23 protein-coding genes and 2 pseudogenes are annotated in these 25,454 nt (G+C 55.5%); 13 read left to right on the top strand and 12 right to left on the bottom strand.

Annotated elements, in window-relative coordinates; genetic code table 11:
- Positions 1 to 105: 105 nt before the first annotated feature.
- The 4 genes from QN377_RS14315 to QN377_RS14330 form a co-directional block, all read right to left on the bottom strand.
- Positions 106 to 1,395 (bottom strand): OprD family porin, encoded by a 1,290-nt coding sequence (locus QN377_RS14315; RefSeq protein WP_095019269.1) that lies wholly within the window; start codon positions 1,393 to 1,395, stop codon positions 106 to 108.
- A gap of 99 nt (positions 1,396 to 1,494) precedes the next feature.
- Positions 1,495 to 2,754: a metal-dependent hydrolase family protein gene (locus QN377_RS14320; protein ID WP_095021333.1), complete on the bottom strand. Its 1,260-nt coding sequence runs from the start codon at positions 2,752 to 2,754 to the stop codon at positions 1,495 to 1,497.
- Complete coding sequence (locus QN377_RS14325) at positions 2,754 to 4,076, bottom strand: MFS transporter (RefSeq protein WP_095019271.1); 1,323 nt, start codon at positions 4,074 to 4,076, stop codon at positions 2,754 to 2,756. The genes QN377_RS14320 and QN377_RS14325 overlap by 1 nt, the downstream gene beginning before the upstream one ends.
- Before the next feature lie 163 nt (positions 4,077 to 4,239).
- Positions 4,240 to 5,139, bottom strand: a complete 900-nt coding sequence (locus tag QN377_RS14330; protein ID WP_095019272.1) for a LysR substrate-binding domain-containing protein — start codon at positions 5,137 to 5,139, stop codon at positions 4,240 to 4,242.
- Positions 5,140 to 5,484: 345 nt separating this feature from the next.
- Between QN377_RS14330 and QN377_RS14335 the strand changes: the two are divergent.
- From QN377_RS14335 to QN377_RS14350, 4 genes and pseudogenes are all read left to right on the top strand, one after another.
- Positions 5,485 to 5,895: pseudogene (locus tag QN377_RS14335) on the top strand (tyrosine-type recombinase/integrase); the annotation flags it as partial.
- Positions 5,896 to 6,140: 245 nt separating this feature from the next.
- Complete coding sequence (locus tag QN377_RS14340; RefSeq protein ID WP_095019273.1) at positions 6,141 to 7,211, top strand: alpha/beta hydrolase family protein; 1,071 nt, start codon at positions 6,141 to 6,143, stop codon at positions 7,209 to 7,211.
- A gap of 228 nt (positions 7,212 to 7,439) precedes the next feature.
- Positions 7,440 to 8,072 (top strand): hypothetical protein, encoded by a 633-nt coding sequence (locus QN377_RS14345; RefSeq protein ID WP_095019274.1) that lies wholly within the window; start codon positions 7,440 to 7,442, stop codon positions 8,070 to 8,072.
- A gap of 217 nt (positions 8,073 to 8,289) precedes the next feature.
- Positions 8,290 to 8,592, top strand: coding sequence for an MFS transporter (locus QN377_RS14350; protein ID WP_176464310.1), 303 nt, complete (start codon positions 8,290 to 8,292; stop codon positions 8,590 to 8,592).
- Between the two features lie 154 nt (positions 8,593 to 8,746).
- Here QN377_RS14350 and QN377_RS14355 read toward each other — a convergent pair whose 3' ends face one another.
- The 4 genes from QN377_RS14355 to QN377_RS14370 all read right to left on the bottom strand — a co-directional run bounded on the left by QN377_RS14355 (position 8,747) and on the right by QN377_RS14370 (position 12,000).
- On the bottom strand, positions 8,747 to 9,214 hold the full coding sequence (locus QN377_RS14355; protein ID WP_095019275.1) for a GNAT family N-acetyltransferase: 468 nt from the start codon (positions 9,212 to 9,214) through the stop codon (positions 8,747 to 8,749).
- A 293-nt stretch (positions 9,215 to 9,507) separates the two neighbouring features.
- Positions 9,508 to 10,119, bottom strand: a complete 612-nt coding sequence (locus QN377_RS14360) for a hypothetical protein (RefSeq protein ID WP_232527640.1) — start codon at positions 10,117 to 10,119, stop codon at positions 9,508 to 9,510.
- A gap of 125 nt (positions 10,120 to 10,244) precedes the next feature.
- Complete coding sequence (locus tag QN377_RS14365) at positions 10,245 to 11,141, bottom strand: SDR family oxidoreductase (RefSeq protein WP_204936318.1); 897 nt, start codon at positions 11,139 to 11,141, stop codon at positions 10,245 to 10,247.
- Positions 11,142 to 11,259: 118 nt separating this feature from the next.
- Positions 11,260 to 12,000: an SDR family oxidoreductase gene (locus QN377_RS14370; RefSeq protein WP_095001760.1), complete on the bottom strand. Its 741-nt coding sequence runs from the start codon at positions 11,998 to 12,000 to the stop codon at positions 11,260 to 11,262.
- Positions 12,001 to 12,137: 137 nt separating this feature from the next.
- On the opposite strand from QN377_RS14370, the gene QN377_RS14375 reads away from it, so the two are divergent.
- The 5 genes and pseudogenes from QN377_RS14375 (at position 12,138) to QN377_RS14395 (ending at position 16,785) form a co-directional block, all read left to right on the top strand.
- The gene (locus QN377_RS14375) at positions 12,138 to 13,028 is read left to right on the top strand and encodes a LysR family transcriptional regulator (RefSeq protein WP_095001759.1); all 891 of its coding nucleotides are present in this window, start codon (positions 12,138 to 12,140) and stop codon (positions 13,026 to 13,028) included.
- Between the two features lie 556 nt (positions 13,029 to 13,584).
- The gene (locus QN377_RS14380) at positions 13,585 to 15,303 is read left to right on the top strand and encodes a ShlB/FhaC/HecB family hemolysin secretion/activation protein (RefSeq protein ID WP_095019277.1); all 1,719 of its coding nucleotides are present in this window, start codon (positions 13,585 to 13,587) and stop codon (positions 15,301 to 15,303) included.
- Positions 15,304 to 15,333: 30 nt separating this feature from the next.
- A pseudogene (locus QN377_RS14385) lies at positions 15,334 to 15,602 on the top strand (filamentous hemagglutinin N-terminal domain-containing protein); the annotation flags it as partial.
- Positions 15,603 to 15,682: 80 nt separating this feature from the next.
- A complete protein-coding gene (locus tag QN377_RS14390) occupies positions 15,683 to 16,351 on the top strand; it encodes a hypothetical protein (RefSeq protein ID WP_322212578.1) in 669 nt (222 codons plus the stop codon).
- Positions 16,352 to 16,359: 8 nt separating this feature from the next.
- Positions 16,360 to 16,785, top strand: coding sequence for a hypothetical protein (locus QN377_RS14395; protein ID WP_130872095.1), 426 nt, complete (start codon positions 16,360 to 16,362; stop codon positions 16,783 to 16,785).
- A 361-nt stretch (positions 16,786 to 17,146) separates the two neighbouring features.
- Here QN377_RS14395 and QN377_RS14400 read toward each other — a convergent pair whose 3' ends face one another.
- A complete protein-coding gene (locus QN377_RS14400; protein WP_095022925.1) occupies positions 17,147 to 18,370 on the bottom strand; it encodes an MFS transporter in 1,224 nt (407 codons plus the stop codon).
- Positions 18,371 to 18,435: 65 nt separating this feature from the next.
- Between QN377_RS14400 and QN377_RS14405 the strand changes: the two genes are divergently transcribed.
- Entirely contained in the window at positions 18,436 to 19,257 is an 822-nt protein-coding gene (locus QN377_RS14405) for an AraC family transcriptional regulator (protein WP_095001756.1), read from the top strand.
- A gap of 14 nt (positions 19,258 to 19,271) precedes the next feature.
- Here the strand turns inward: QN377_RS14405 and QN377_RS14410 are convergent, their stop codons facing one another.
- Positions 19,272 to 19,787: a cupin domain-containing protein gene (locus tag QN377_RS14410; protein ID WP_095026558.1), complete on the bottom strand. Its 516-nt coding sequence runs from the start codon at positions 19,785 to 19,787 to the stop codon at positions 19,272 to 19,274.
- Between the two features lie 176 nt (positions 19,788 to 19,963).
- Complete coding sequence (locus QN377_RS14415; RefSeq protein ID WP_095026557.1) at positions 19,964 to 20,983, bottom strand: alpha/beta hydrolase; 1,020 nt, start codon at positions 20,981 to 20,983, stop codon at positions 19,964 to 19,966.
- Positions 20,984 to 21,045: 62 nt separating this feature from the next.
- Here QN377_RS14415 and QN377_RS14420 point away from each other — a divergent pair, with 62 nt between their 5' ends.
- On the top strand, positions 21,046 to 21,225 hold the full coding sequence (locus QN377_RS14420) for a hypothetical protein (protein WP_143518471.1): 180 nt from the start codon (positions 21,046 to 21,048) through the stop codon (positions 21,223 to 21,225).
- 37 nt (positions 21,226 to 21,262) lie between these two features.
- Here QN377_RS14420 and QN377_RS14425 read toward each other — a convergent pair whose 3' ends face one another.
- Positions 21,263 to 22,501: an acyl-CoA dehydrogenase family protein gene (locus QN377_RS14425; RefSeq protein ID WP_138738467.1), complete on the bottom strand. Its 1,239-nt coding sequence runs from the start codon at positions 22,499 to 22,501 to the stop codon at positions 21,263 to 21,265.
- Positions 22,502 to 22,814: 313 nt separating this feature from the next.
- Here QN377_RS14425 and QN377_RS14430 point away from each other — a divergent pair, with 313 nt between their 5' ends.
- Complete coding sequence (locus QN377_RS14430; RefSeq protein WP_138738466.1) at positions 22,815 to 23,738, top strand: ABC transporter substrate-binding protein; 924 nt, start codon at positions 22,815 to 22,817, stop codon at positions 23,736 to 23,738.
- 17 nt (positions 23,739 to 23,755) lie between these two features.
- Positions 23,756 to 25,075 (top strand): LLM class flavin-dependent oxidoreductase, encoded by a 1,320-nt coding sequence (locus QN377_RS14435; RefSeq protein WP_095019284.1) that lies wholly within the window; start codon positions 23,756 to 23,758, stop codon positions 25,073 to 25,075.
- Positions 25,076 to 25,454: the final 379 nt, after the last annotated feature.

A 25,454-nucleotide genomic window follows, 5' to 3' on the forward strand; every position in this document is an offset into this window, starting at 1 on the left:
TGTCAGCAAAGTGGAACTGCACCTGAAGACTACGAATAAATCTACCCACAGACATTACTGGTTCGCTATAGATTTGAGTCAATAGTTGAGCGTGCCGACCCATGTTTACCAAAGAGCTAGGGAATAGCTTACCGTCATCCGGTTTTGGTCGACATCGCCTCCTATGTCGCTGCGCAAACTGGAGTTGCGCCACGTAACACCAACGCCTTTGAACCCGCCACTTTGCACGACATAACCGACAATAAAGTCACGCTCCCATTCTTCGGCACCGCGTATCTGCTTGATTTGATCACCCTTGAGGTACGCGAGGTTGGCGGTAAGGCCTGGCATGCCGAGTGATGCGAAGTCATAGCCGTATTGGCCCAGGACCGTGCGTTCACCCGCATAATTGAAGCTTGCCGTCATGCGGTCGGTAATCAAGTACAACGAAGTTCCGCCCGCGTCCTTATCAACCAAACTGCCTTGGTTGAGTTGAACAAAGTTGCTGTTGTCCGAGACCTCCTGATAGCCGAGGCTAAAAGCATGGCCGCCAACGCCATAGGTAAACATCGAACTCCAGGTATTGTTGTCAATCTTCCCGTCGCCGTTCTTTGTGAAGCCCGAAGTTCTGTAACCGGGAGCACCCATGGCGTTCGCCCCATTGCCACGTGTCCTGAACCAGCGCAAATCGGTTTTGAGTGACTGCCCACTGTCAAATTTCAGGCTGTGCATGGCGCCGAGGAAGTTTTGGTTGTAATAGTCTTCCAGATTGGCGAAATAGTACTGTAGCAACACGTTGTCGAATGGGGTGTAGTTCCCTCCGACAAAGCGGAATTTATTGCTCTGGCGTGTACCGCCTGCGACTGCGAGGCCGGTGGTATCACTGGACATTCGGCCGGTGGCATGCTCGATCTGCCCGGCCGTAAGGCTAAGGTTGTCAATATCCTTTGATGTAACCATGGCGCCTTCAAAGAGCTGCGGCATAAGCCGGCCATCGTTGGCGGAGATCACTGGCAAAGACGGTAGAAGCGTTCCGACACGAGCTTCGGTTTTGGCAAACTGCAGTTTTCCGGTTAAGCCCCCACGGCTGAAGTCGTCGACCGCTTGGCCATTTCGTTTACGGGGAAACAGAGCGCCAGGGCCGGAAGAATCAAGCTTGACTGCATAGGTGCCAATGACATCCAGCCCCAGACCAATGGTTCCTGTTGTGAAGCCAGACTTTACGTTGAGTACGAATGCCTGCCCCCATTCATCGCCGGTAGCCTTATGTGTATCACGAGTGTCGCTGTTGTAATAAAAGTTTCTCAAGTCGAGAGTTGCCTTGCTGTCCTCAATGAAACCGGCGCCATTCGCAGTTTCCAACAATGAGCCAAGCACAGCCGTACCCAAGGCAAAACCCTGTAGTTGCTTTTTCATTAACTGATTTCCTGAATGCACTGAATTTTGTAGCAGCTCACAATGGCTGCGTTATTGTTGGCATCCGTTGCATGGGGGGAGCCCCGAAGTTCGCAACTACTACGTAAGTGTGTTTTTCTTAATACTGCCGTCCTGGATAATCATCGCCAGGTTTTCACCCTGACCGATCAGGCAATCGATATCCGTGAGCGGATTGCCGTTGACTACCAGCAAGTCGGCCAGCGCTCCTGGGGCGATACAGCCCAGTTCCCCTTCACGTTGTAATATCTGTGCAGCCACGGTTGTGGCGCTTCGCAAGGCGGCAAGATTGCCCAGGATTTCGGCGCGTATTTTCAGTTCATGCGTTTGGTACTCATGCATCTCACCCAGCAAGTCGGAACCATAACCCATCGGTACGTCCGCTTCGGCGAAAAGCCGCAAAGCATTGCGCCCGGCCAGGCGCACTTCTTCGATCTTGGCGACAGACTCTTGCGCCAATCCGAAGCGTGCACCGTGCTCCGCCAGCATTTCGTAAGTGACTTGAGTCGGTACTGCGAAGGCGTTTCGCTCTGCCATCAGGCGGGCGGTGTCAGCGTCAACCAGATTGCCGTGTTCTATGGTCCGTACGCCGCATTCAATGGCACGTCGAATCGCACGGGGAGTGTAGGCATGAGCCATTACATAAGTGTTGGCGGCTTCGGCTTCATCTACGATTGCGCGGATTTCTGCCTCACTGTATTGCGTATTGGCGATGGGGTCTGTGGGAGACGCCACGCCGCCAGACGCCATGATCTTGATCTGGCTGGCCCCTTGCTGAAGCTCTTCGCGTACAGCCAGGCGGACGTTGTCGACACCGTCCACAATTCGTGCGATGGCTCCGGCCCGGAAGCAGCACGAGCAGGGTTCGTTAAGCAGTAACGAGCCCCGAGCGCGCATGTCGCCGTGACCACCCGTCTGCGATAGCGCCTTGCCTGAGGCGAAAATCCGCGGTCCGGGAACCAGTCCAAGCTCGATTGAGCGGGCAAGTGCCCAATCGGCGCCTCCTGCATCACGTACAGTGGTGAAGCCTCGGCCAAGCATTGCCTCGAGAATCGGCAGGGCTCGGTACATGATGATGGCATTCGGTTGTAGTGCATTGAGGCCCAGATTAGCGTTGGACGCAAGCACATGTACGTGACAATCGATCATGCCAGGCATAAGGGTCTTGCCGTTCAGATCATAGGCTTGTACGCCAGCCTCGGGCACCCTGCTTTGGGGGCGTACAGCGATAATTCGATCGCCCTCGATCAGCACTTCCTGGCCGGCAATCAATCGGCCTTGCTGCAAGTCGAGTAGTTGGCCGTTGCGCAGAATCAAGCGGTTAGAGGTCTGAGTATTCACTAGTAAGCTCCCGTCAGGGTAGGGCGCAATGCAGGCTCATGGTCGCGGTATAGCATCGCGCCGATACTGCTGATGAGCGCCGCAAACATGATGTAGAAGGCCGGTGAGACATTTGAGCCCGTTTGGGCGATCAGCCAGGTGATGGTGAAGGTCGCAAAGCCGCCAAAGATGGTCACTGCGACGTTGTAGGCCACCGAAAGTCCTGTTGAAAGCACGTGGGTTGGAAGCAATTCTCCGAAGGCTGCGAGTATCGAACCGATGTAACCGGCGATTAGCACGCCGAGTACTAACTCGAACACCAGTAATGAAATCAGCCCAGGCATCTGGTTGATGTAGACAAACATCGGATACACCGTGACGAAGATGGCCAAGGCCGACCACAGCAGCCACGGACGACGGCCATATCGGTCTGCCAGCGCGCCGACGATCGGAGTGACGATAATCAACACGGCGCCACCCATCATTCCGGCACAAAACCCCATCCAGGAAGGCAGTTGCAGCACTCGTGTGGAGTACGACGGGATGTAAAACAGAATGGCGTAGGTACAGACAGTCCAAAGCACCACGAGCGAAAAGCTGATTAAGGTCTGGCGCGGGTACGTGCGCAATACCTCACGAAGAGGAGAGTCGACAGGCTTGGATTCGGTGTAGGCGGGAGTTTCGTCAATCCGGCTGCGGATGTAGAACCCGATTGGACCGATCAGGGTGCCAATGATAAACGGTACGCGCCAACCCCAACTTTCCAATTGTGCCTGCGTCAGGTAGCTCGACAGTGCTGCGCCCAGTGCAGAGCCGAGCAGCACCGCGACACCGATGCTCGCCTGAATCCAGCTGGAGTAGTATGCCTTGCGGCCGGCGGGTGCATGCTCGATCAAGAAGGCAGTGGCACTCCCCATCTCGCCACCGGCAGAAAAGCCCTGTAGTAATCGCGCCAACACGATCAGTATGGGGGCCATGAGGCCAATCTGAGCATAGCTGGGGGTTATCGCGATGATCAGTGTGCCTAGAGCCATCAGCAGGATGGTCAGAGACAAGGCGGCTTTGCGCCCGTGCTTGTCCCCATAAACACCAATGACAATGCCGCCAACAGGGCGCATGAAAAATCCCACGCCGAATGTGGCCAGGGCAATTAGGTAAGAAGTGAGTTCGTTATCGGTGGGGAAGAATACCTTAGCGATAATGACCGAAAAAAAACTATAAACGGTGAAGTCAAACCACTCCAGACCGTTGCCGATTACAGTGGCAACAATGGCGCGACGAGCCTGTTTGTTGTGTGTTGCCGTTGTGTTTATTTTTATAGTGTTCACGAATGGCTCCTGCATGCATCACGCGCAGGGATTGACCCTGCAGTATTGGAGGAGAGTCGATTTAGGTGCGAATCAATCGAGTCTCGTGCCCTTTGATTGAGAATAAAGGGAGCCTCAAAAGACGGAAAACGCTTATTACGCAGGTTTGCATGCGTCAGGCGCATGCAAATGTTAAGGGCTAAATTGCAATTGTACTCATCATCCACTTCTCGAACGCGCGCGCAGCGCGGCTGGGAACCTGTCCCTGGGGATTGAGCAGGTAATAACCGCCACCGGCTGCACCCGCATGCACGTTGCACGCAGGAACCAGCGCGCCGGAGCGCAGATGACGGTCGATCATCGGGCGCCAGCCTAATACGATCCCATGTCCGGCAATGGCCAGATCTACCAATACCGGATAGTGGTTGACGCTCATGCGCTGCCGGATCAGCGACGCATCAACACCGTAGTAACTAAACCAGTCAACCCAGGAAAGCCATTTGCGCTGCCCGTCTTCCAGCATCAACAAGCGGTGCTCAGTCAACTGCTCCGGTTCCAGTACTTCGCCCTTGAGAAAATCCGGCGAGCAATAGGCCCCCACGGATTCGACGAACAGTAACCGGCTGTCGAACCCTGGCGGTGATGGCTTGCGCAGGAAATACAGAGCCAAGTCGAATTCGGCACGAACCAGTGATTCCAGACTGTCTACAACACGTAATCGGATCTCCACTGAGGGGAATTCATCAGAGTAACGACCTAGTAAAGGCCCGAGCCACAAAGCAGCCACACCACTTGAGCTGGCCAAGGTCAACTCCTGCTCTCCGGTGTGGGTAATGACCTGTGCTGTTGCTTCTGCGCAATGCGTCAGTACTCGGAGCACCTCCTCAGCATAAATCTGACCTGCCACGGTCAAATGAATACGCTTGTGCTCTCGGCGAAACAGCGCACGACCAAGAAACTCCTCCAGTTGCGCAACTTGCCGACTGATCGCGCTTTGTGTCAGATGAAGCTCGGCCGCGGCGCGAGTGAAGCTGCCGTGTCGTACGGTGGCTTCGAATGCGATTAGGTTTTGCAGCGGGGGAAGAGGTTCTATACGCATGCTTCGTCCGAAATGTATCGCAGGATGGAGGCTTCGATGGGGCTACAAAGGTCGAAGCGTAAGCCAATGCTACAAGCTTGCGTACGCACTGGCGCTGTAACTTTTACTAGCTCTCAATCTCGTGCTTCGTTGAATTGAACAACCGACCTTGGCCGGTTAGGGAGCGTTTCTCCGATTAGCCATCTTTGTCCCCCCACACGTGGAGGACCTGTCATGAACATCAACGCTACCTGCAGCCGTCAGCCCTGGCACAAAGGAAAACTGGTCGGGGAGAAAACCCCACTCCGACTGAGAGATGTCTGGGCCATCCGAGTAAGGTTTCAAATTGCGTAAAGAACCCGTGATCTGGCTCTCTTCGATCTGGCCATCGACAGCAAGCTTCGAGCCTGCGACTTAACCAAGCTCTGCGTGTGCGATGTCGCTCATGGCGAGCACGCATTAGCACGAGCCATGGTGATGCAGCAGAAAACGCGGCAGCCGGTGCAGTTTGATATCACTGAGCAAACACGGTCTGCTCTCACGGCCTGGATACATTGGGCCCAGCTACGCAGCGAGGACTGCCTTTTTCCTAGCCGGCTGCATACTTCAGACCATCTATCTACTCGTCAATACGCTCGTATCGTCAATGGCAGGGTGAAAGCTGTGGGCCTTGATCCAACCATGTATGGCACGCACACAATGAGAAGTACGAAGGCATCACTGATCTATCGCAGGACGAAGAATCTGCGGGCGGTTCAGTTGCTTCTCGGCCATACGTAGCCTCTCGAAGGCTTCTAAGAAGCTAGGGGTGATTAATGATGACGGGCGCCGCACATGGCTGGGGCCTGGCAAGGACGGAGCGCCGAGTAATTTGAGGTCGAAAAAATGGGGTTAGCCTGACCGGTGTGAACGCTCCCGTCCTTGCGCAAAGCATTGCAGTCACGAACCATAAGCTCTGCTTCGTCTGGCGCTGACGATTTGGGCTAGTTGGCCGGAGCTCATGAAACGAAAAGGTAGTGACTATGAATAAAGTAATCTGGGCGAAGCGTAATCGCGGATGGTTGATTTCCGTCGTTTGTCTCGCCATGGTAATCGCTTTTGTTGTTCTATCCCGTCTTGACACTTATGGCCTGGATAGCAGAGTAAGTGAGCCTTTTGCATTCGAAGCAAATGGACTGCTCCTGGCGGGTACGCTCTGGCTTCCTGACCAAACTACAACCGCGGCAGTCGTTCTAGTCCATGGGGATGGCCCACAAGATCGCACATCACAGCAGGGTTTCGATCCACTCATCAACGCTCTTCTTGATGCAGGCATTGCAGTTGTATCGTGGGACAAACCAGGCATTGGGGATTCGCAAGGGAATTGGCTCAATCAATCGATGACTGACCGCTCTGTTAACGTGCGCAGCGCGATTTCTACCCTGCGCAACAAGTTTCAAGGGATTCCTGTGGGTGTTCTTGGGTTTTCGCAAGCCGGTTGGGTACTACCCCGCCTTAAGCCGAATAGTGCGGACTTTATTGTACTTGTCGGAGGTGCCGTATCTTGGCAACGGCAAGGAGACTATTACACCAGGCAGCGGTTGCAGCGCACAGGGATGTCTCAGCCTGACATTGAGCGAGTGATGGCGGAGATTGCCGCAGATGACGAACGTTTGTTTGCCTCTTCGCAAGTGCCGTCAGCAGCCCTTCTGGGCGATATGAGCCCCGAGCGGTGGGCTTTTGTGCGACGAAATCTTCACGAAGATGCAACCCATGATTTGAAAGAACTCGAGATTCCATTGCTTGCGTTGTGGGGGGCGGAAGATTTGAATGTAAACTCTGAGGTCAATGCAGATATTTACCGAAAGACTGTAGGAGGCAATCATCCCGCAAACCGGATTGAAGTCATACCGAATGCAAGTCATGGACTCTTGAGGGCGGATCCCTACAACACACAACTAACCAGCGAATGGCCCTGGCTAACCACGCTGAGATTCCTGATGGAAGGTCGTCATGCCTACGCCCCCGGTGCCCTTGAAACGATAACCGAGTGGGTTCATGCAAGAGTGGGCGTAACTGAGGCACGCTCACAAGCAGATACGCGACACATTTAGTGGGTGACCTGAAATGAATCGCCACTGGTTTGGCCGAAAGCTGTCCTTCGTTACAGGCAGCTATCGGCTAAAAGTGCTCATAGGTTGCTTATAAAAAAGCAAGGCAACTCAATTGATAAGGTTGATTTTTCTATTGAATAAATTTACAGCTCTATCGAGTGCTGATTAAAATAAAATAAAATAAAATAAAATAAAATAAAATTTAAAAACCATGCGTTAGGTGAGCTCGTGAAAAATATTTTGATTGCATCTGTCTTGTTCGGCTCCGCGCTTTCTTTAAAGGTTTTGGCGAGCGGGTTAGATGTCGAGCACAAGCTAATTGAGCAGCGCTGGTATACTTTCGAAGATGTGATAGAAAAGAGAAGCAGATATAACAGAGTTGATATTTCGCGAGGGTACATCGAATACTATTTCGAGGGTGATAAATATATCCCCGCGTACCCCGAAGAGAAATTGTCGCCACGCCAAAAATTCTATTCCAATCATGGCAGCGTTGGAATATACGCGACTACTGATTATGAGGCCGAGCTAGACAGGGCGTGCATAGATGTTGTCTCTGGTTCTTTAGGGTCATTTATAGGTGACTATAAAAACTCCAAAAGATCTGATAGGCAACAATATAAACGCGTAGTGGTTGGTCTAAGGTCTTTAACGTACAAAGGCCCTGAGTATAACTTCAAGAGCCCTTCATCTTGGTCGCCTATAGCGTTACCTAAGGATAACAGAAGTCTTCTTTGTGAAATTTATGAAGTCAGCAGCCAAGAGGGTGATGTAAAGTACATTGTTTATGCTGCTTCAGTGACAACCGCTATGTATGACGAAATTCATACGGCCCCACTGCCAGGTAATAAGGTCGAGTAATTAAAACTCTTTGCACTCATGCTGCGGCATTAGCAAGATTAACCTTGAATCGGGCCATTTTTGGACTCCGTCGGGATTGCTCAGCGCATAGATCTCGTGCTAATGGTCTTCGGTGCCGCCTTATTGTCGGCAACGGGGTCACAGGCATGTGGGTGGGTTGCATGTGCTGACGCTTCTTAGTCTGGCGGTTTTCGCGATGGCGGCGCAGGTGTTGGGAATGGCAAGCAGCTCGCCCAACATTGTGCTCCTCAGCGTTGCGACCTGGGGGCTGACGTTTGGTGGCGCTCCCTCGTTACTACAGACGGCCATTGCCGATACCGCCGGTGACGGGGCCGATGTAGCGCAGTCGATGCTGGTCGCCATCTTCAATCTGGCAGTGGCCGGAGGTGGCATTGCTGGTGGCTTGTTGCTGGAACAGGCGGGGCCGAGCTCTTTTTCCCCAACGCGGCTGATACTGGCGCTGCTCGGTCTGTCCGTGGTTTGGTTCGCCAGGGCCAATGGGCCGCCAGGTGCATGTTGAAGCTAATAAAAATAGCTTGAGAGTCTGCTTTCGGCACAAAGTGTGTAAAGACACCTCCGCGAACCCAGGCGATGATTGCTGAGGGTTTCACCGCAGTAATTCAATGCTGCGCTTATAGCAATATCTGTCCGGCCAGCACAGCTGCATATGGACGCTATGATTCGAGATGCTTTTCCAAAAATATACTATTGGGATCATATTCATACCCGCCGAATGGCCCTCGACGCTGATATCCGTTGCGCTCATAAAATGAAATTGCTTCCAGTTGTCGATAGCCGGTTTCAAGCATTAAATGAAAGCAGCCCTCCTTTCGAGCTTCGTTTTCTAGGGTTGTAAGAAGCCGACTGGCCAGCCCTTGTCCCCGGAATGTTGGTTTTGTAAACATCCGCTTCAGCTCGCCGTGCGTCGGGTGCACCACCAAGGCTCCACATGCCACGGCCTCTCCGTTACTGGAACGCCCAACAGCGAACAGCACATTTTTCGAAGAAAGAGCTTCGATGTTTATGCCGTGATGACTTTCTGCGGGGTAAAGCGGGGCTTGGTAAGCATCAAGCTCCTCAATGAGGGCAATCACTTCCGGTTGATCAGGGGATTCAAGCGAAATAAAGGGGGAAGTCTTCAAAAGATCTACGCTCAAATGACTGGTTCGGATTTATATATCAGTCTGAATATAAGGTGTAAAAATATACGTCAACACTCAATTTAACGTGTGCGTCTATCCACGTCATCTACCCAACTCCCAAAGCTGTGACATGGTGTGCACTTTGATTTAAGTGGGCAGCAGTTTTAGCCTTTTAAGCGGGTATTTAATGCAGCCAAAATGACGTTCGTATTCCAGATCTTTCAAAGCCCAGGTCATTCAAGAGTGGGGCCAACCCGTAGCTTCGATTGCCAGCATCGTCCTCAGTCATAGCCTCAATCCAAACCAGCTGCAAAATCCCCAACTTCACAGGGGCAGTTCAGCCCTTGCGTCGTAGTGAATATCGACTGGTAGTACCTTCGCCCGGCTTCAAGATGAGGCCCGAACGTAAAACCTTGTTCCAGCATTGTGTTCATGTCGGCCTCGGTAATGCGCATGATGTAGCTGTGCCCGGTCGTGATCAGCGCACAGTCCGCACCTTGTGTTTCGCCCATATTGAACCATTTGCCCGCATCACCATGCCCGCTTGCGAAGGTATGGCCGTTGTAATGAACCTGCCATCCACCATCGAGCAGGATCCAGGTGTCCGGTGCCGATGCTCCACCCTGGTCCTTCTTGGCGATGACCGCTCCGGCTTCGGTTTCCCATTCGTTTGAGTGGTCGATGACCCACCGCAGTTGTTCGGTCGTCAACGACGTGAAAAACGGCGTGTGGCGTAGCAAATGCAGATACGTGATTGAAGGTTTCATGGTCATTTCCTGCATGGCATCGGGCGTACGATGATCGCCGCACGCTGCAAACCCCATAGTGGTCAAAACGGTCAGGCCCGCATTTCGAAAGCGCCTGCGCAGGGTCGCCGTACCGTGGCTCAAGTTGATGTTCATCATTGTCATGCCCTATGTGATTGGCGGTCTTGTGGGAGGTCGCCGGGGGGCTTTGGCCTTTGCGTAAAACCTGGAGTGTGTGTATTCCACTTAGTCGCCGTAGTACCCCTCGGGCCGCGAGGGCAGACTCAGCGAGCAGCGACCTTGAGCAGGTCTTCCAGGCCTATGCGGCGAAGCATTTCAGCGCGTACCCGGTCGGCCATGGCATTGACGACCTGGGCACCGTCCTGGGATGGATCGATATGACACCGAAATGGACGGGTACCCAATGGCATTCCGACGATTTCGACGATGGCTTTGGCCACTTCACCGACATCCGCGTCAGCCGGTTCCAGGGCTGCCAGACCTTTGAGTGCCTGATCCGGCACACCGGAGTAAGGGCCTTCGTTGTATTCGGCGGCTCGAACCTGATCTGCAGGGGAACCGGAATGGGTGAAGTGGTTGGTGCCCTTGGTGAACGCACCCGGCACGATGATTGACGTCTCCACCCCCCAACGCGTCAGTTCGCTGGCGTAGGACACTGCCAGCGAGTCCATGGCCGCCTTGGCCGCAAAGTACGGAGCCAAATACGGTGGGGTGCCACCGCGGGCACTGCTGGAGGAAACCCACAGCACCAGCCCCCGTCCCTGTTTGCGCAGTTGCGGCAAGGCCGCTCGGTTAACGCGTTGAGTGCTCAATACGTTGATGTCGTAGAGCTGGGCGAACTGCTCGGGCGTAAAGGCTTCGGCGGGGCCAAAGGACATGTGCCCGGCATTGTGAATGATCACGTCCAGTTGGCCGCAATCGCCGATGATTTTCGCGACGCCCGCCTGGACCGACTCGGTTGAGGCGACGTCCAGTTCAACGCTGCGCAAGTCAACCCGGTGTTCGTCCGCGTAGCGCTGTGCTTCGAGTACTTGCGCTGCGTTGCGGCCCTGGGTTTCACGCATGCTGGCGTAGACGGTATGGCCAGCGTCGGCCAGGGCGCGTGCGGTGAGCGCGCCAAACCCGCTGGAGGCACCGGTAATCAGAATGACGGATTTCAAGATAAAGACCTCTCCAAAATCAGCAGATAAAACCTGCCGTCACTGCGCTGAGCAATGTGAACATCCGCTGCGATTGCTCGCAGCATGTTCACCTGCCCTGAGTCTCAAGCAGGACGGTTCAGACGAGGCCGCCGTTGACGCGCAGGATTTGTCCGTTCACCCAGGCCGAATCAGGGCCGACGAGGAAGGACACCACGCGAGAGATATCTTCTGGCTGAGCCAGGCGTTCCAGCGGAGGCATTTTGGCGAAGGTCTGGATTTGCTCTTCGCTCTTGCCATGCAAGAACAGATCGGTGGCGACCGGGCCAGGTGCCACGGCGTTGACGGTGATGTTGCGACCGCGCATTTCCTTGGCGAACACTTGGGTCAGGGATTCCACCGCTGCTTTGCTGGCGATGTACACGGCGTAACCCGGCAGGTTCATGCCGACGGTACTGCTGGAAAAGTTGATGATCCGGCCGCCATTGTTCAGGCGGGTAGCGGCTTCACGCAGCGTGTTGAAGGTGCCGCGGGCGTGGATATTGAAATTCTGATCGAACAGCTCGTCGCTGTGTTGCGCCAGCGGCATGACTTTGAGGATGCCCGCGTTGTTGACCAGCACGTCGACTTTACCCAGTTGCGCTTCGGTTTCATCAAACAGGCGGCGTACATCTTCGGCACTGGCAACATCTGCCTTTATCGCGATGGCCTGGTGTCCGGCCTGACGCAATTGGGCAACCAGAGCCGTGGCTTCGTTGGCGCTGTTGGCATAATTGATTGCGACTGCGAAACCTTCGGTGGCCAGTTGTTTGGCAATAACAGCGCCGATGCCGCGGGAGGCGCCAGTGATAATGGCAACTTTCAAATTGTGAGTCGTCATGGCTGTCATTCCTTGTGTCAGTGGGGGGTGTTTGCTGGGGACGAGGCTAATTTCACATGTTTACTCTTGGTGTTAAATGCATGAAAGTTGGCTTAACTGTTCAATAAATACCAACAATCAAAAAGAGGGCGTTCAGCGTGGATCAAGTCAAGGCGATGAAAGCCTTTGTGCGGATTTATGAGCGCAGCAGCTTCACGAAAGCTGCCGATGACTTGAACCTGCCGCGGGCGACGCTGACCCATACCCTGAATCAATTCGAGGCCTGGCTTGGTACGCGTCTGCTGGAACGCAGTACGCGAAAAGTGCGCCCTACGCTTGATGGCGAGGCGTACTACCAGCGTTGCGTGCAGTTATTGGCGGAACTGGAGGAGGCCGAGCTGGCATTTCGCGGCGTGGCCCCCAAAGGCCAGTTGCGCGTAGATTTGCATGGCACTTTGGCCAAACACTTCGTTATCCCGGCGTTGCCGCAGTTTATGGCCCGGTATCCGGAGATAGAGTTGTCCATCAGCGAGGCCGATCGCTTTGTCGACCTGATTACCGAAGGTGTGGACTGTGTCCTGCGTGCCGGAACCCTTGGTGATTCGGCATTGATTGGCAAGCGTGTGGCCAACCTTGAACAGATCACCTGTGCAAGTCCGGGGTATCTGCGCCAATACGGTGTACCGAAAAGCCTCGACGACCTGGGCCATCACCGCGCCGTGAATTACGTCTCGCGCACCACCGCCAGGCAGTTTCCGTTTGAGTTCATGGTCGATGGCCAAGTCAAGGAAGTGGTCATTGAGGGGGCGTTGTCGGTGTTTGGTGCAGAAATTTATGCGGCGTCGGCAATTGCCGGGCTCGGCATCATCCAGTGCCCGCATTACCGGATGAAAACGCAGATATCCCAAGGCCTGGTGCAGAAAATTCTCGCCGAAACGCCACCGCCACCGATGCCGGTTTCTGTGCTTTACCCGCAGAACCGGCACATGTCGCCACGGGTTCGGGTATTTGTCGACTGGTTGAGCGAGATATTCGCCGATGCATCGTGAGGGCATTGTGACGGCTCGTCTGAGTGCTTATTTCAGGATGAGCGGCCAACGTTCGTTCAGAAGGGCGGGTAATCCCCCCATTTTTAGCATTCACCAAGCATAGAGGTCAGGCGGGGCAGTCCCTTTTTTACCCGGCAGATGATTGGGTGACTGATTTTAATCATGGTGTCCGTGAGTGGTTTATCGGTATGCGATCGGCAGTAAATATTCAAAGAGCGGCGGATTTTTAATCTGCTCACCCCGTTGGCCGTTGATATCAACCACGGATCGGCACTCATCGATAAGGCCAACGCAGTGCTCTTGGGCGCTCTGACAATTTGGCTTTGCACATGGGGGCAAGCGGACCCCTCAACTACCAGATCTACCTGCTTCGAAAAATCTAGTTCCCTAGCGAGAGGTTTCGTCGTTGGTATAGGAAACGTCCTAAATCATTTCCCTCTGAGAAACTTAAAACTTACGCCATCCACGGGCGCTCCTAGGCATTTTTCTACGAGTTGCCCCTGTCAAAAGGCTTTGGCTCACACAGCAAGGTTTGCGAACCAAGGATGGAGCAAGCATGTCGGCATCTCACCTCGCTAAGAGGTTTTACTGTTCAACTTTACTGGCTGGCTTGGCCGGGGTGAGTTCCCTTGTGGCCGAAGCGGGCCCGACGCCGGGTGAGCAGGATCTGATTCGTGATCGTCAAGAACGTCTGCTCGAAGAGCAACGGCGCCGGCTTGAGGAGCTTCAGGAGCTTCCCGGCAAACAGATTTCTCCTACGGCTCCAGCTCAGCCAGCCGACAGTCGCTGTTTCCCCATAGAAGAAATCGAGCTCAAGGGCGCCGACAGCCTGTCCGCCAGTGAGCGCGAATCGGTGTTCCAGTCCTATATCGGCCAGTGTCTGGGCGTGTCTCAGCTCAATGAACTACTCAAGGTCATCACTAACCAATATATCGACAGGGGTTTGGTGACCAGTCGTGCTTACTTGCCGCAGCAGGACCTTTCCCAAGGGCATCTGCAAGTCCTGGTGGTTGAAGGCAAGCTTGAAAGTTTCAAGGGCGACGACAACAGCAAGCTATCCAGCCGCGAATTGGCCATGAGCTTTCCCGGTCAGCCTGGTAATCAGCTGGATTTGCGGGAAATCGAGCAGGCGATTGATCAGCTCAACCGCTTGCCATCCAACCAGGCACAAATGGAACTGGCACCGGGCAGTGAGGTGGGGGGGAGTGCGGTAGTGGTCAAAAACGCGCCTCAAAAGCCCTGGCGTGTCGGCTTGTCGCGTACTAATGACGGTCAGAAAAGTACCGGTGAACAGCAGTGGGGCACGGGGTTTGAGTGGGACAGCCCGCTGGGTCTGGCCGATCAATTGGTGCTGCGTGGGGGCCACGATGCAATCAGTGACCACCGGAAAACTTCGAAAAATGCGAGCTTCTACTACAACCTGCCGTGGGGCTGGTGGAACTTCGCTTATACCTACAGCCAAAGCGATTATCGCTCGGTCGGCCAGGCCAATACGTTTGATTTCAAACAAACCGGGGACAGTGCAAACCATCAACTGCGTGCCGAGCGGGTGGTCCATCGCGACGCGATGAGTAAAACCTCCCTCAACACCGGTCTGGCGCATATGCGTTCCAATAACTACGTAAGCGATTCACGACTGCGCAACAGCAGCCACCGTCTTAGCGAATTCCAGGTTGGCATCAACCACGGTCGACGTATCGCGAGTTCCTTCGTCAACCTCGATGTCGGTATGCAAAACGGTATCGGCGCCTTCGATGCCCAGGGGGAGCACAGCCCCGAGCGGGGCATGCCAGAGGCCCGCTACCGTAAATACACCGCGACCATCAGCTATTTACAGCCTTTCAAGCTGTTGGGTGAGTCCTTCAGCTTTACCAGTATGGCCACCGGTCAACGCAGTGAGGATGTGCTGTTTAGTCCACAACGCTTAAGCCTGGGCGGTACAGCCTCGGTACGGGGCTACAAGGACCAGCAACTTGCCGGCGACAGCGGCGGTTATTGGCGCAATGACCTGCGCTGGTCGCGTCCGGTGACGTGGGAGTGGCTGCGCCCGGTATTTACCGATTACGGCACCAGCCTTGGCTACGACCAGGGCGTGATTCGCCACGGGCGTTACAACCGCGAGGTACATGGCCGGGTCTCCAGCAATTCGCTGGAGTTGTTTGCCCGGGGCCGCAACCTCAGCGCCAGTGTGACCCTGGCTCATTCCCTGGAGCGACCGGATGTGCTCAGCGAGCCTGAGGCACCGATTTATTTCCGTATGGATTTTTTCCTGTAATTCAACGCTGTGTTGTATTGAGAAACAGACATGGATGATCGACATTTAGCCTTTTTGGCCCGCCAGCCTTCAGCAACCCTTCAGCCCTGGGAATCCTTTTTGGGAGTACCCAAACGTGGCCTGGCCCTTATTTTGGCCAACACGATGTTCTGGCAACCTTTGCTTGTGCAGGCCGAAAACATTGTCGTCAGTCGGCCAGGGTGATCGTGGCCAACCCGTACGGTATTACCTGTAATGGCTGCGGTTTTATCAACACCCCGAATGTCACGTTGACGACCGGTAAACCCATGGTCGGAGGCTTGCTGGCTGAAACCATGGGGGGGGAGACTTCAAAACCGGGGCTTTGGCGGGCGGTGCCAACGAAGCGCTGGTTGGTCACTTGAATGGCTTGGTCCAAGGTGATGAAAAACTGCTGACCATGAGTTCCCAGATCGTTGGTGTGCTGGCGGCTGCCGCTCAACATGATGTGGACGCCAGCAAGCTTGAGAAAGGCAAATGGATTGCGCAGAACCTGACGCAGTACAACTTCCTTAACCATCTGCCGCCTGGCTTGGTTGAGTATGGACAAGCGGCAACTACCCTCGCAACAGATATGCAAAGCAAGGGCGCTACGGGTGATGAAATAGCTCAGGCGCAACTGGAGTTGGCCCGAGGGCAAGGGTTTGATGGTGTCCAACCGGCTACTGAGTTCGTTGAGGCTTGGGGCATGTTTATGGCCGGCGAGCTCACAGGGGCGGCTCTCGCGGGTATATTGTGGCGCCTCGGGTCTTGGGGGGTAAAAGGCGCTGAAATAACTACGCTAGCGAACAAACCTTTAGGTCTTGGTTCGACGGGTAGGTCTGCACCTGCTAACTTGAGTGAAAAGCTTGCAATGGAGCAGGCTATTTCGAACCCTGCTGCTGGTCGCCCACTGACTGTCCCAATGACTGATCCCCGATGGCCGGCAAATGATGGTTGGGTGAAATCGGCCCAAAATATAAATGGAATCGAAATTCACTATGTAAGAAACTCCATAACTGGAGCCATTGATGATTTCAAATTTAAGTGAGTAAAACTATGCTTGCCTTATGTCAGGCTAATCTCGGTAGTGCTATTCCAGCCAAGGAGCGCTATTTGGGTGAGGTTGATCAAACTGACTACTCCCCTTTAAGTATTGGTGGGAGTTATGTGGTGTATGGTCTGCTGTGTGTTTTTGAACGAGTGGATTTTTTAGTTCGAGCGCCTGAGCAACCACCTTTCTGGGCTCCGAGCAGTCTGTTTCAGTTGGTTGATGCTAGAATTCCAGCCGGCTGGCAGCTTTGTATTACGCAAACGCGCCCTGATTATAAGTGTCTTTTTGAAGCTTTTAAAATTAGCCATGTTATAGGCTATCCGCTACTGGTTAATGAGTATGAGCATTATATAGGGGTTGTTGAACGGGACCCAGTGGAAGTACTGCGATTCCTGGAAGAAGTGGAGCGCATAGCAGAACCATGGGGTTAGGGTATGGTCAGCATATAATTGGTGGTTTGGGAGGTGGAGATGTCTTCCTAGTTTGTGCTGATTAAAACTCAAATGGTGTGAAAGTAACGGGGGCCTATCTAATAACTGTTAACTTCGTTCGTGCTGCCCTCAGCGGAACGGTATTGAAAGGCGTTTTTTTCTCGTGCGACAGCTATTCAAGACTATCTATTTTAATAGTGCTGACTACGAGACCCAGCACATAGCTTTCAGCCAAGGCAGGTTCTTAGCCTTTGAGAGTTAACTTAGGGAACACCAAGAGCCCAACCCGAGCTCTTGCGTGACTCCCATTAATTGCATGCGTTGCGTCAGGCTGGTAGTGATTTCCCAGCGCGGCCCTCCCTTAAACCCCTTTGGTATTCGGCAGCAAGATGGTCAATACCCCCAGCAGCGGCAGGTAGGAACAGAGTCCATACACATACTCGATGCCCTGGATGTCCGCCAGATGCCCCAGCAACGCGGCGCCAATCCCGCCAAAACCGAACATCAAGCCGAAGAACACACCGGCAATCATGCCGACGTTACCGGGTACCAGTTCCTGGGCATAGACGACGATGGCAGAGAACGCCGACGCCAGAATAAATCCAATAACCATGCTCAATACGCCTGTCCAGAACAGGTCCACATAAGGCAAGGCCAGTGTAAAAGGGGCTGCCCCCAGGATCGAGAACCAGATGACTTTTTTGCGCCCGATCCTGTCGCCAATCGGGCCACCAAAGAAGGTACCTGCTGCCACTGAGCCGAGGAACAAGAACAGGTAAAGTTGAGAGCTGGCCACTGACAGGTGAAATTTCTCGATAAGGTAGAACGTGAAATAACTGGTAAAGCTGGTCATGTAGAAGTATTTGGAGAACACCAGCATTGCGAGCACCACCAGTGCAAACGTTACTCGTCCCTTGGACAGGCCGTGGCTCGCCTGGCTGCCCTGTTTAAGCTTGAACAGGGCCAGGTGGTTGCGATACCAGCGGCTCAAGCCGTACAGCACGAAGATGGCGAAGGCGGCAAACAGGCCAAACCAGGCGACATGCCCCTGGCCATAAGGGATCACGATGGCCGCAGCCAGCAGCGGGCCGAATGCGCTACCGGCGTTGCCGCCGACCTGGAAGGTTGACTGGGCCAGGCCATAGCGCCCGCCTGACGCCAGTCGCGCCACACGGGAGGCCTCGGGGTGGAAGGTCGATGAGCCGATGCCGACAAGGGCGGAGGCCACCAGGATCGACGCAAAGCTGGCGGCAAAGGCCAGCAGCAGGATGCCGATCAAGGTGCACACCATGCCCGCCGGCAGCAGCCAGGGTTTGGGGTGGCGATCGGTGTGATAACCCACCCAGGGCTGCAGCAGGGAGGCTGTCAGCTGGAAGGTCAAGGTAATCAGCCCCACCTGGGTAAAGCTGAGCCCATAGTTGGCCTTGAGCATGGGATAGATCGAGGGAAGCACGGCCTGGATCAGGTCGTTGATCAAATGTGCCAGCGCGCAGGCGCCGATCACCTTCATGACCAGCGGGCTCGCTTGTTGGGCCACTGAGGCTGACGCAGACGCAGAGGCCGGGGATGCGGTTGTTGTAGACATGGCAAATCTTCCGGGGCGATAGGGGTGCGAGCTCAATGCTCGACGCTATCCTAGAATTCGCCTGCATGCCTGTCTCGCTGTATAAGGGAGCAAACCATCGCAAAAGGGGCGTCGCGATCAAACCACTCAATGATTTTTTGCTGGAGATCGATCGGAGCAACTGGACGGTGATCGGCAGCGCGACCGATTATCCTCAGGACTGGATCATCCCGGCCCATACTCATGAGAAGCATCAACTGCTGTATGCCATTGCAGGTGTCATGGTGGTTTACAGCGAGTCGAGCCAGTGGACCGTTCCCTCCAATCGGGGGGTGTGGATGCCCAGCGGCAGGGTTCATTCGATCCGCTGTGTGGGGCCGCTGAAAATGCGCAGTGTGTTTGTGCGACCCGATGCACTTGTGGACCTGCCTGCCGAGATAAGGGCCGTGAGCATCTCGCCGCTGTTGAGCGAGTTGATCAAGGTTGCCGTGGGCCTGAAGCTGCCATATACCGCGCACACCCGCGAAGGTCGGGTGATGCAGCTGATTCTGGACGAGTTGGCTCTACTGCCCGCATTACCCTTGCATCTGCCCCGGCCAGCCGATCATCGCATCAACGATATTTGCCTCAGGTTGCAAAAAAATCCCGCCGACAGTTCGACGCTGGCTGACTGGAGTACCCATCTGGGCCTCGACGAAAAAACCATCCAGCGCCTGTTTCGCAAGGAGACCGGCATGACCTTCGGCCAGTGGCGCCAGCAGGCGCGTTTGCTGCTGGCGGTTGAGCGCATGGCGGTGGGGGAGAAGATTATCGATGTGGCGTTTTCACTGGGGTATGAAAGTCCGAGTGCGTTCACCAACATGTTCAAAAAGCAGTTCGGCAAAACCCCCAGCCATTTTTTCAAATAGCCTTTCGCTCGCTTCTAAGAACCGCTACACACCTTGGCAGCAACCGGGTCGTCGGGGATAAACGAGTCCTTGGCTGAGGGTTTAAGCACCACGTAGCCGCGGCGCCAGGGCTGGTCATCGACCATGCTCCAGCGATGCCCCGTACCGGTGTTGTCTTCGGCGATCAGCACTTCGCCCGGATGCAGGGTGAATTTCTCGCCATTGCGGGTCGCGAATGCCAGCGTGCCCGACAACGTGATGACGTACTGCGGCTCCGGGTCGTTGTGCCAGTCATAGGAAGCATGCGCCGGGCTTTGCTTGAAATGGATGGCGGTCACGTCGTTGCGCATGTTCTGGTCGATACGGCCTTGCAGAACATGGGAGGCGTTGTCCGCACCCGTACACAATTTGTAGGCCTTGATGGTGTCGGTAGTGGAGGTGGCGGCCTGGGCACCGCTCAGGGTCGCCAGGGTAATGGCTACCGCCGCCGCCGTGCGCAGGCCCAGGCGGTGGATTGCAATGCGCTGCGGTGCGCGAGTGTGCTTATGCATGGAGCAGGGTTCCCTTGTGCTGAATTGACGTGACAGGCAGTCATGTTCTGCGGGGGAGCGGCTCTGGACAATTAACAATTTGTTTATGGGTTATAAAAGCCCGACTGATCGAGACGGACTTTTGGTGAGCGCTGATGGGGTTGGTTGCCCGCTCATGCCATTGCCAGCATTCAGCGTTACTGCAAATGTGCCTTGAGTTCTTGCGAGGCTTGCAACATGGCAGAGCGCACTGCAGGCACCTGGCTGACCACGTTCAAAAGACCAAAGTCGTGAATCATGCCGTTATAGCGAACCGCAGTGACCGGTACTCCTGCCTGATCCAGCTTGCGGGCGTAGGCTTCGCCTTCGTCACGCAGTACATCGGCACTGGCGGTTTGTACCAGTGCAGGTGGCAGCCCCTTCAACTGATCCACCGATGCGCGAAGTGGCGAGGCGTAGAGGTCGGCACGTTGCTTGGGGTCGGTGGTGTAGTTGTCCCAGAACCACTTCATCATGTTGCGGGTGAGAAAGTGGCCCTCGGCAAATTGCTTGTAGGATCCGGTATCAAAGTTGGCATCAGTCACTGGCCATAGCAGCACCTGGTATTTGATCGCCGGTGTGCCTTTGTCTTTGGCCATCAGGCTGACCACAGCGGCCATATTGCCGCCCACGCTGTTGCCTGCAACGGCCAGGCGTTTGCCGTCTACATTGATTTCGCTGCCGTGCTCGGCCACCCACTGGGTTGCCGCGTAGGCCTGGTTGATGGCTGTCGGGTACCTGGCTTCGGGGGAGGGGGTGTAGTCAACATACACCGCCACTGCCCCGGAACCCGCGACCAGGTCGCGTATCAGGCGCTCGTGGGTCGGGTAGTCTCCCAGCACCCAGCCGCCACCGTGGAAGTACATGAACACGGGCAAGATGCCTTTCACGCCTGCCGGGCGCACGATGGTCAGGTTGATATCCTGACCCTCGACGGAAATGGTCTTTTGGCTGATATCGGCTTTGGGCAGAGTCAGCTCTACCCCCGACTGGGCACTCGCCAGCACCGCACGCGCATTTTCAGGCGAGAGCTTCTCGATGGGTGTGCCGCCACTGGAATTCAATGCATTAAGGAAGTTCCGGGTGTTGTGTTCAATACCGGTGTCAGTTGCTGCGAACGCGCTGCCTATAGATACAGCGAGGATTGACCCCGCCAGGATTTTAACAAGAGTGCTCATGTTTTTATCTTCATCGCAGTGGGTTGAGCGTACACGTACGGGTGTACATCGCAATTGCCTAAATGGGCGACGAAGTTATGCTCAAGCTGGCTGAAAGCGTCAACTTCCAGACTGTTAGAGGATTTGTAGTCGGAAAAACCAGCGGCTCATTCTGTATTTGTTTTTCACGACAGTTGTTTGATGAGCGTTTACAAGTTGCCCGGGTTTTATCTGGCGAGCGCAAGCCAACTCATTACCGTTAAGGGTGGCAATGAGCTGAAAGCCGCGCCTGCGCAATAATCAGCCCTTGGCCACCCCCACCCGCCACTGCGAAGGGGGCACCAGGCCGTTGACCAGGTAGTTGCCGACAATGCGTGACTTGTAGACCCGGGGGTTGTGGTTGGCCAGGGTGCGGGCGTTGCGCCACAGGCGGTCCAGCGCCTTGTTGCTGGCGGTGGCACTGGCGCCCAGGGCATCGAACAGCGCCGTAGTCGCGGCCAGGGTGGCGTCTACCACGGGGTTGACCGCCAGGCACACTTCCAGTTCGGCCAGTGCCACCTGCGGGTCTTCATGGGTCAGCGGCTGCTCACTGGCAATGGTGTATTGCGCGGTGCTTTCCAGGCGCTGCGCCGCGTACCGGGCAATGGCCTGTGCTGCATAGGCCTGGCTGGCCACCTCGCCAATCACTTGCAGCAATTGCACGTCCTGCGCGGCGCTGTCGGCATTGCCCGTAGAGAAGGTTCTGGAGCGGCTGTGCAGTTCGTCGGCACCACTCAAGGCGGCGCGGCGGGCGATGCCGGCCAGGGTGCTCAGGTGGTAGATCTGGAAGAACGATTGGCCATAGGCAAAACGCTGGTCGGTGGCGCGGGGTTCATCGTTCACCCGCACGTTGTCGAAAATGCAGGTGCCGCTGGCCGTCAGACGCTGACCAAAGCCGTTCCAGTCATCAATGATTTGTACGCCGGGGGCCTTGAGATCGACCACTACGCTGTACAACGTGCCATCGTCACCGGTGCCGATGGTGTTGATCAGGTCACTGTAAAGGGCGCCGGTGGTGTAGAACTTTTTCCCGCTGATACGCAGCGAGCCGTCTTCAGCCCGGTGGATGCGGGTTTCGAATTCGCCACGGGTCTGGGTGCCCACCTCGGTACTGCCCGGCGACAGTAAAACGCCCTGGCTGAGTGTGTCCAGCCAGCGGGCCTGCCAGTCGAGATTTTTCGAGACCAGCACTTCTTCGCAGAACCCAAAATGCCCGCGCAAGGCCTGGGTGATGTTGGAGTCGGCTGCGGACAATTCGGTCAACAGGGCGAGCAACTCAACCAGCGTGGCGTCCTGACCGCCATAGCTGGTCGGCAGACGCCAGCGCGGCAAGCCCAGGGCGTTCAGTTGCTGGATCACCTTGCCCAGGTGGCTGCGCGAACCATCAGCTTCGGCGGCTTGTGCGCCGATTTGGGCAAACAGCGGGCGAAAGGGAGCGGCCAGTTGTTCGTAACGGGCGCTTGGGGCGCTGCCCCAGATATCAAGTTGTGGATTAGGCATGCAGTCTGACCTTGCCGGGCCTGCGCTCAAAGGCGCGCTGGCGCTGAAATGAGTGAAGTAAATACGGTTAGGCCCAGTGGTCTGGTGAAGCCACCCTAATACTAGATTGGTCAAATGCTTAATACCAAAAACAGCTAACCAAATACCCGGACAGGGTTCTATGGATATGCCTTAAAAGTATTGGTTGCTTATGTCTTTATTGCGCTAGCTTCTAAAAACGCCACGCTTGGCGACTCAAAAAGCCTCTTTTCTCAAAGCCAGACTGCATGCCTACAGATGGTTGATTCAGCTGTTAACTCTGTAGGAATTCTTAATGACAACACGTCAAAAATTGTTCGGCCTGTTGGGTCTGGCCTCTCTGGTGCTGCATGGCACTCCCGCCTGCGCCGCTACCCCGCAGACCCTGGTGGTGGGCGATCAGTTCTTCTCCAACCGCATTGTTCTCGAACTCTCGGGTGAGCTTAAAGATTTGCCCTATACCATCGATTTCAAGCGCTTCAATACCGGTTCGCCGGTAGCCTCGGCCGTCGCCAGCGGCGCCCTGGATATTGGCGTGGTAGGCGATACCCCGGTGATCAGCCTGGCGGCCAACGGTGCCCCGGTCAAAGTCGTGGCCAGCACCCAGACCAGCCTTAACGGTGTCGGCATTGTGGCCCGCCCGGGCATCCATTCGGTGGCTGACCTCAAAGGCAAGACCGTGGCGATCTGGAACGGCTCCTGGAGTCAGCAGATGATGTTCAAGGCCCTGGATGAAGCAGGCGTGCCACGTGACAGCGTGAACTACAAGTTCCTGTTGCCGGCGGAAGCCAGCATGGCCTTGAGCCAGGGCGATATCGATGCCTTCGGCACGTGGGAACCCTATGTGTCGCTGCAGGAAAAAGAAGGCAGCACCCTGATCCGCAACGCCAAGGGGCTGATGAGCGCACCGACTTATGTGGTTGCCTATGAGCCGGTGCTGGCGCAAAAGGGCGAGATCATCAAGGACTTTGTTGCGCGCCTGACCCGCGCCCGGGAGTGGAGCCAAAGCCATGTTGATGAATACGCTGCCGCCTGGTCCAAGGCCAACCAGTCCTCCCCGGAAATCGCCAAGGCCTGGTTCAAGCGTGACGCCATTACCGTGTTGCCGATCTCGCCCACCATTGTCAGCGAAGCCCAGGCCACTTCTGACTTTCTATACGACGCCAAACTGCTGAAAAAGCCGTACGACGTCACTCCCATGTTTGACCGCGCACTCTGACAACCAAGGAAAACCTTATGGCCAAGCAAATGGCACTGGCGGGGTTTATGCTTTCGGGCCCCGTGGTACATAGCCACGCGGTGTGGCGTCACCCGCAAACCCATAGCCACTTTCTCGACCCCGACTACTACATCGAAATAGCCAAGACCCTGGAAGAGGGTTGTTTTGACCTGTTGTTTTTCGCTGATCGCCTGGCGGTCGGCGATCAGGCCGGGCAATCCCGGGCGCGTTCCTTCGAGTTGGGTGCGCAGGATGCGGCGCGGCTCGATCCGCTACCGATTCTCAGCTTGCTGGCCGGTCACACCAAGCATATTGGCCTGGGGCTGACACGCTCTACCACCTACTACCAACCGCCCCATGTGGCGCGGGCCATCGCCTCCCTGGACCATATCTCCAGAGGTCGCAGCGCCTGGAATATCGTGACCTCGATGAACGACAGCGAAGCGCGTCTGTTCGGCCATGCCCAGCACCTGGCCCACGATCAGCGCTACGCCCGCGCCGATGAGTTTGTCGAACTGGTGCTCAAACTGTGGAACAGCTGGCAGCCGGATGCGCTGGTGCTGGACAAGGTGCGCGGCATCCTCGCCGACCCGAGCAAGATCGATGCCTTCAAGCACAGCGGCACCTACTTCGACTGCGAAGGCCCGCTCAATATTCCGCGAGTGCCACAGGGCCAGCCGGTGCTGATCCAGGCCGGAGCCTCGGGGCGGGGTCGCCAGTTTGGTTCACGCTGGGCTGAAGTGATTTTCAGCATCAACAGCCGGGTAGAGCGCATGCTCGAATTCCGCCAGGATATCCACCAGCAAATGCGCGCCATTGGCCGCAACCCGGATGACTGCAAAATCCTCACGGCGGTCATGCCATTTATTGGCGGCACTGAAGCTGAAGCGATCAAAAAGCGCGATGAGCACAATGCATTGGCCAACCCTGAACTGGGGGTTATCACCCTGTCGACCCAGTCCAATTTCGACTTTACCCAATTCCCGCTGGACACCCGCCTGCTGGATATCGCCCGGCACTCGGCCACCCCCGACGTGATTGCGCAAAAACTGCGTCTGGAACGTGACATCACCCTTGGCGAGTACGGTGCGATCATGGCCGCCAGTATCCGCGTGCCGCAATTGGCGGGGACCGCAGAGAGCGTGGCGCAGCAATTGATCGACTGGCTGGAGTTGGGTGCCTGTGACGGTTATGTGGTGTCGCCTGCCTATCTGCCCGGCACTTTCACCGAGTTCACCGAATCGGTGGTGCCGATCCTGCAACGCCGCGGTTACCTGCGCAGCGCCTATGAACACCCGACCTTGCGTGGGCATCTGGGGTTGAAAAGTTTCAATTGAAACCGGAGTGCGAGGGGGGCAATCCTGAACCCCTCGCCAATGATGGATTGCTCGATAGCCCCTGAGGCCGGTTCCTTTACAGAATATTCAATGGGTAGCTGACAATCACCCGATGCTCGTCGCAGCCTCGCTCCGCTCGACAGCGGCTACAGGTGCTTGGCAGTTGTGCAAGGACTGTAAAGTTGGGTAAATCTTGGCTTCGAGCCTTGCTCGCACTGGTATAAGGGCGGCGTTTTGTCCCTGTTGAAAATGAGCGTTCGGTCATGAAATTGAAGTCTGTTGTTAAAGCGATGGTTGTAGCGGTGGCGGTATCGGCCTTGTCAGGCTGCTGGATGTTTATGCCGCCAGGCGGCATAAACACTGTCTCTTATACACATCT

The organism is Pseudomonas sp. CCC4.1 (assembly GCF_035019225.1).
GTDB classification, from domain to species: domain Bacteria; phylum Pseudomonadota; class Gammaproteobacteria; order Pseudomonadales; family Pseudomonadaceae; genus Aquipseudomonas; species Aquipseudomonas bubulae.

Bases quoted from the DNA above. Each gene is read 5' to 3' on its own strand.
- QN377_RS14315 (WP_095019269.1), bottom strand. From the start codon at position 1,395: ATGAAAAAGCAACTACAGGGTTTTGCCTTGGGTACGGCTGTGCTTGGC.
- QN377_RS14325 (WP_095019271.1), bottom strand. From the start codon at position 4,076: ATGCAGGAGCCATTCGTGAACACTATAAAAATAAACACAACGGCAACA.
- QN377_RS14330 (WP_095019272.1), bottom strand. From the start codon at position 5,139: ATGCGTATAGAACCTCTTCCCCCGCTGCAAAACCTAATCGCATTCGAA.
- QN377_RS14340 (WP_095019273.1), top strand. From the start codon at position 6,141: ATGAATAAAGTAATCTGGGCGAAGCGTAATCGCGGATGGTTGATTTCC.
- QN377_RS14350 (WP_176464310.1), top strand. From the start codon at position 8,290: ATGGCAAGCAGCTCGCCCAACATTGTGCTCCTCAGCGTTGCGACCTGG.
- QN377_RS14360 (WP_232527640.1), bottom strand. From the start codon at position 10,119: ATGATGAACATCAACTTGAGCCACGGTACGGCGACCCTGCGCAGGCGC.
- QN377_RS14370 (WP_095001760.1), bottom strand. From the start codon at position 12,000: ATGACGACTCACAATTTGAAAGTTGCCATTATCACTGGCGCCTCCCGC.
- QN377_RS14380 (WP_095019277.1), top strand. From the start codon at position 13,585: ATGTCGGCATCTCACCTCGCTAAGAGGTTTTACTGTTCAACTTTACTG.
- QN377_RS14395 (WP_130872095.1), top strand. From the start codon at position 16,360: ATGCTTGCCTTATGTCAGGCTAATCTCGGTAGTGCTATTCCAGCCAAG.
- QN377_RS14400 (WP_095022925.1), bottom strand. From the start codon at position 18,370: ATGTCTACAACAACCGCATCCCCGGCCTCTGCGTCTGCGTCAGCCTCA.
- QN377_RS14405 (WP_095001756.1), top strand. From the start codon at position 18,436: ATGCCTGTCTCGCTGTATAAGGGAGCAAACCATCGCAAAAGGGGCGTC.
- QN377_RS14410 (WP_095026558.1), bottom strand. From the start codon at position 19,787: ATGCATAAGCACACTCGCGCACCGCAGCGCATTGCAATCCACCGCCTG.
- QN377_RS14415 (WP_095026557.1), bottom strand. From the start codon at position 20,983: ATGAGCACTCTTGTTAAAATCCTGGCGGGGTCAATCCTCGCTGTATCT.
- QN377_RS14420 (WP_143518471.1), top strand. From the start codon at position 21,046: ATGGGCGACGAAGTTATGCTCAAGCTGGCTGAAAGCGTCAACTTCCAG.
- QN377_RS14425 (WP_138738467.1), bottom strand. From the start codon at position 22,501: ATGCCTAATCCACAACTTGATATCTGGGGCAGCGCCCCAAGCGCCCGT.
- QN377_RS14430 (WP_138738466.1), top strand. From the start codon at position 22,815: ATGACAACACGTCAAAAATTGTTCGGCCTGTTGGGTCTGGCCTCTCTG.
- QN377_RS14435 (WP_095019284.1), top strand. From the start codon at position 23,756: ATGGCCAAGCAAATGGCACTGGCGGGGTTTATGCTTTCGGGCCCCGTG.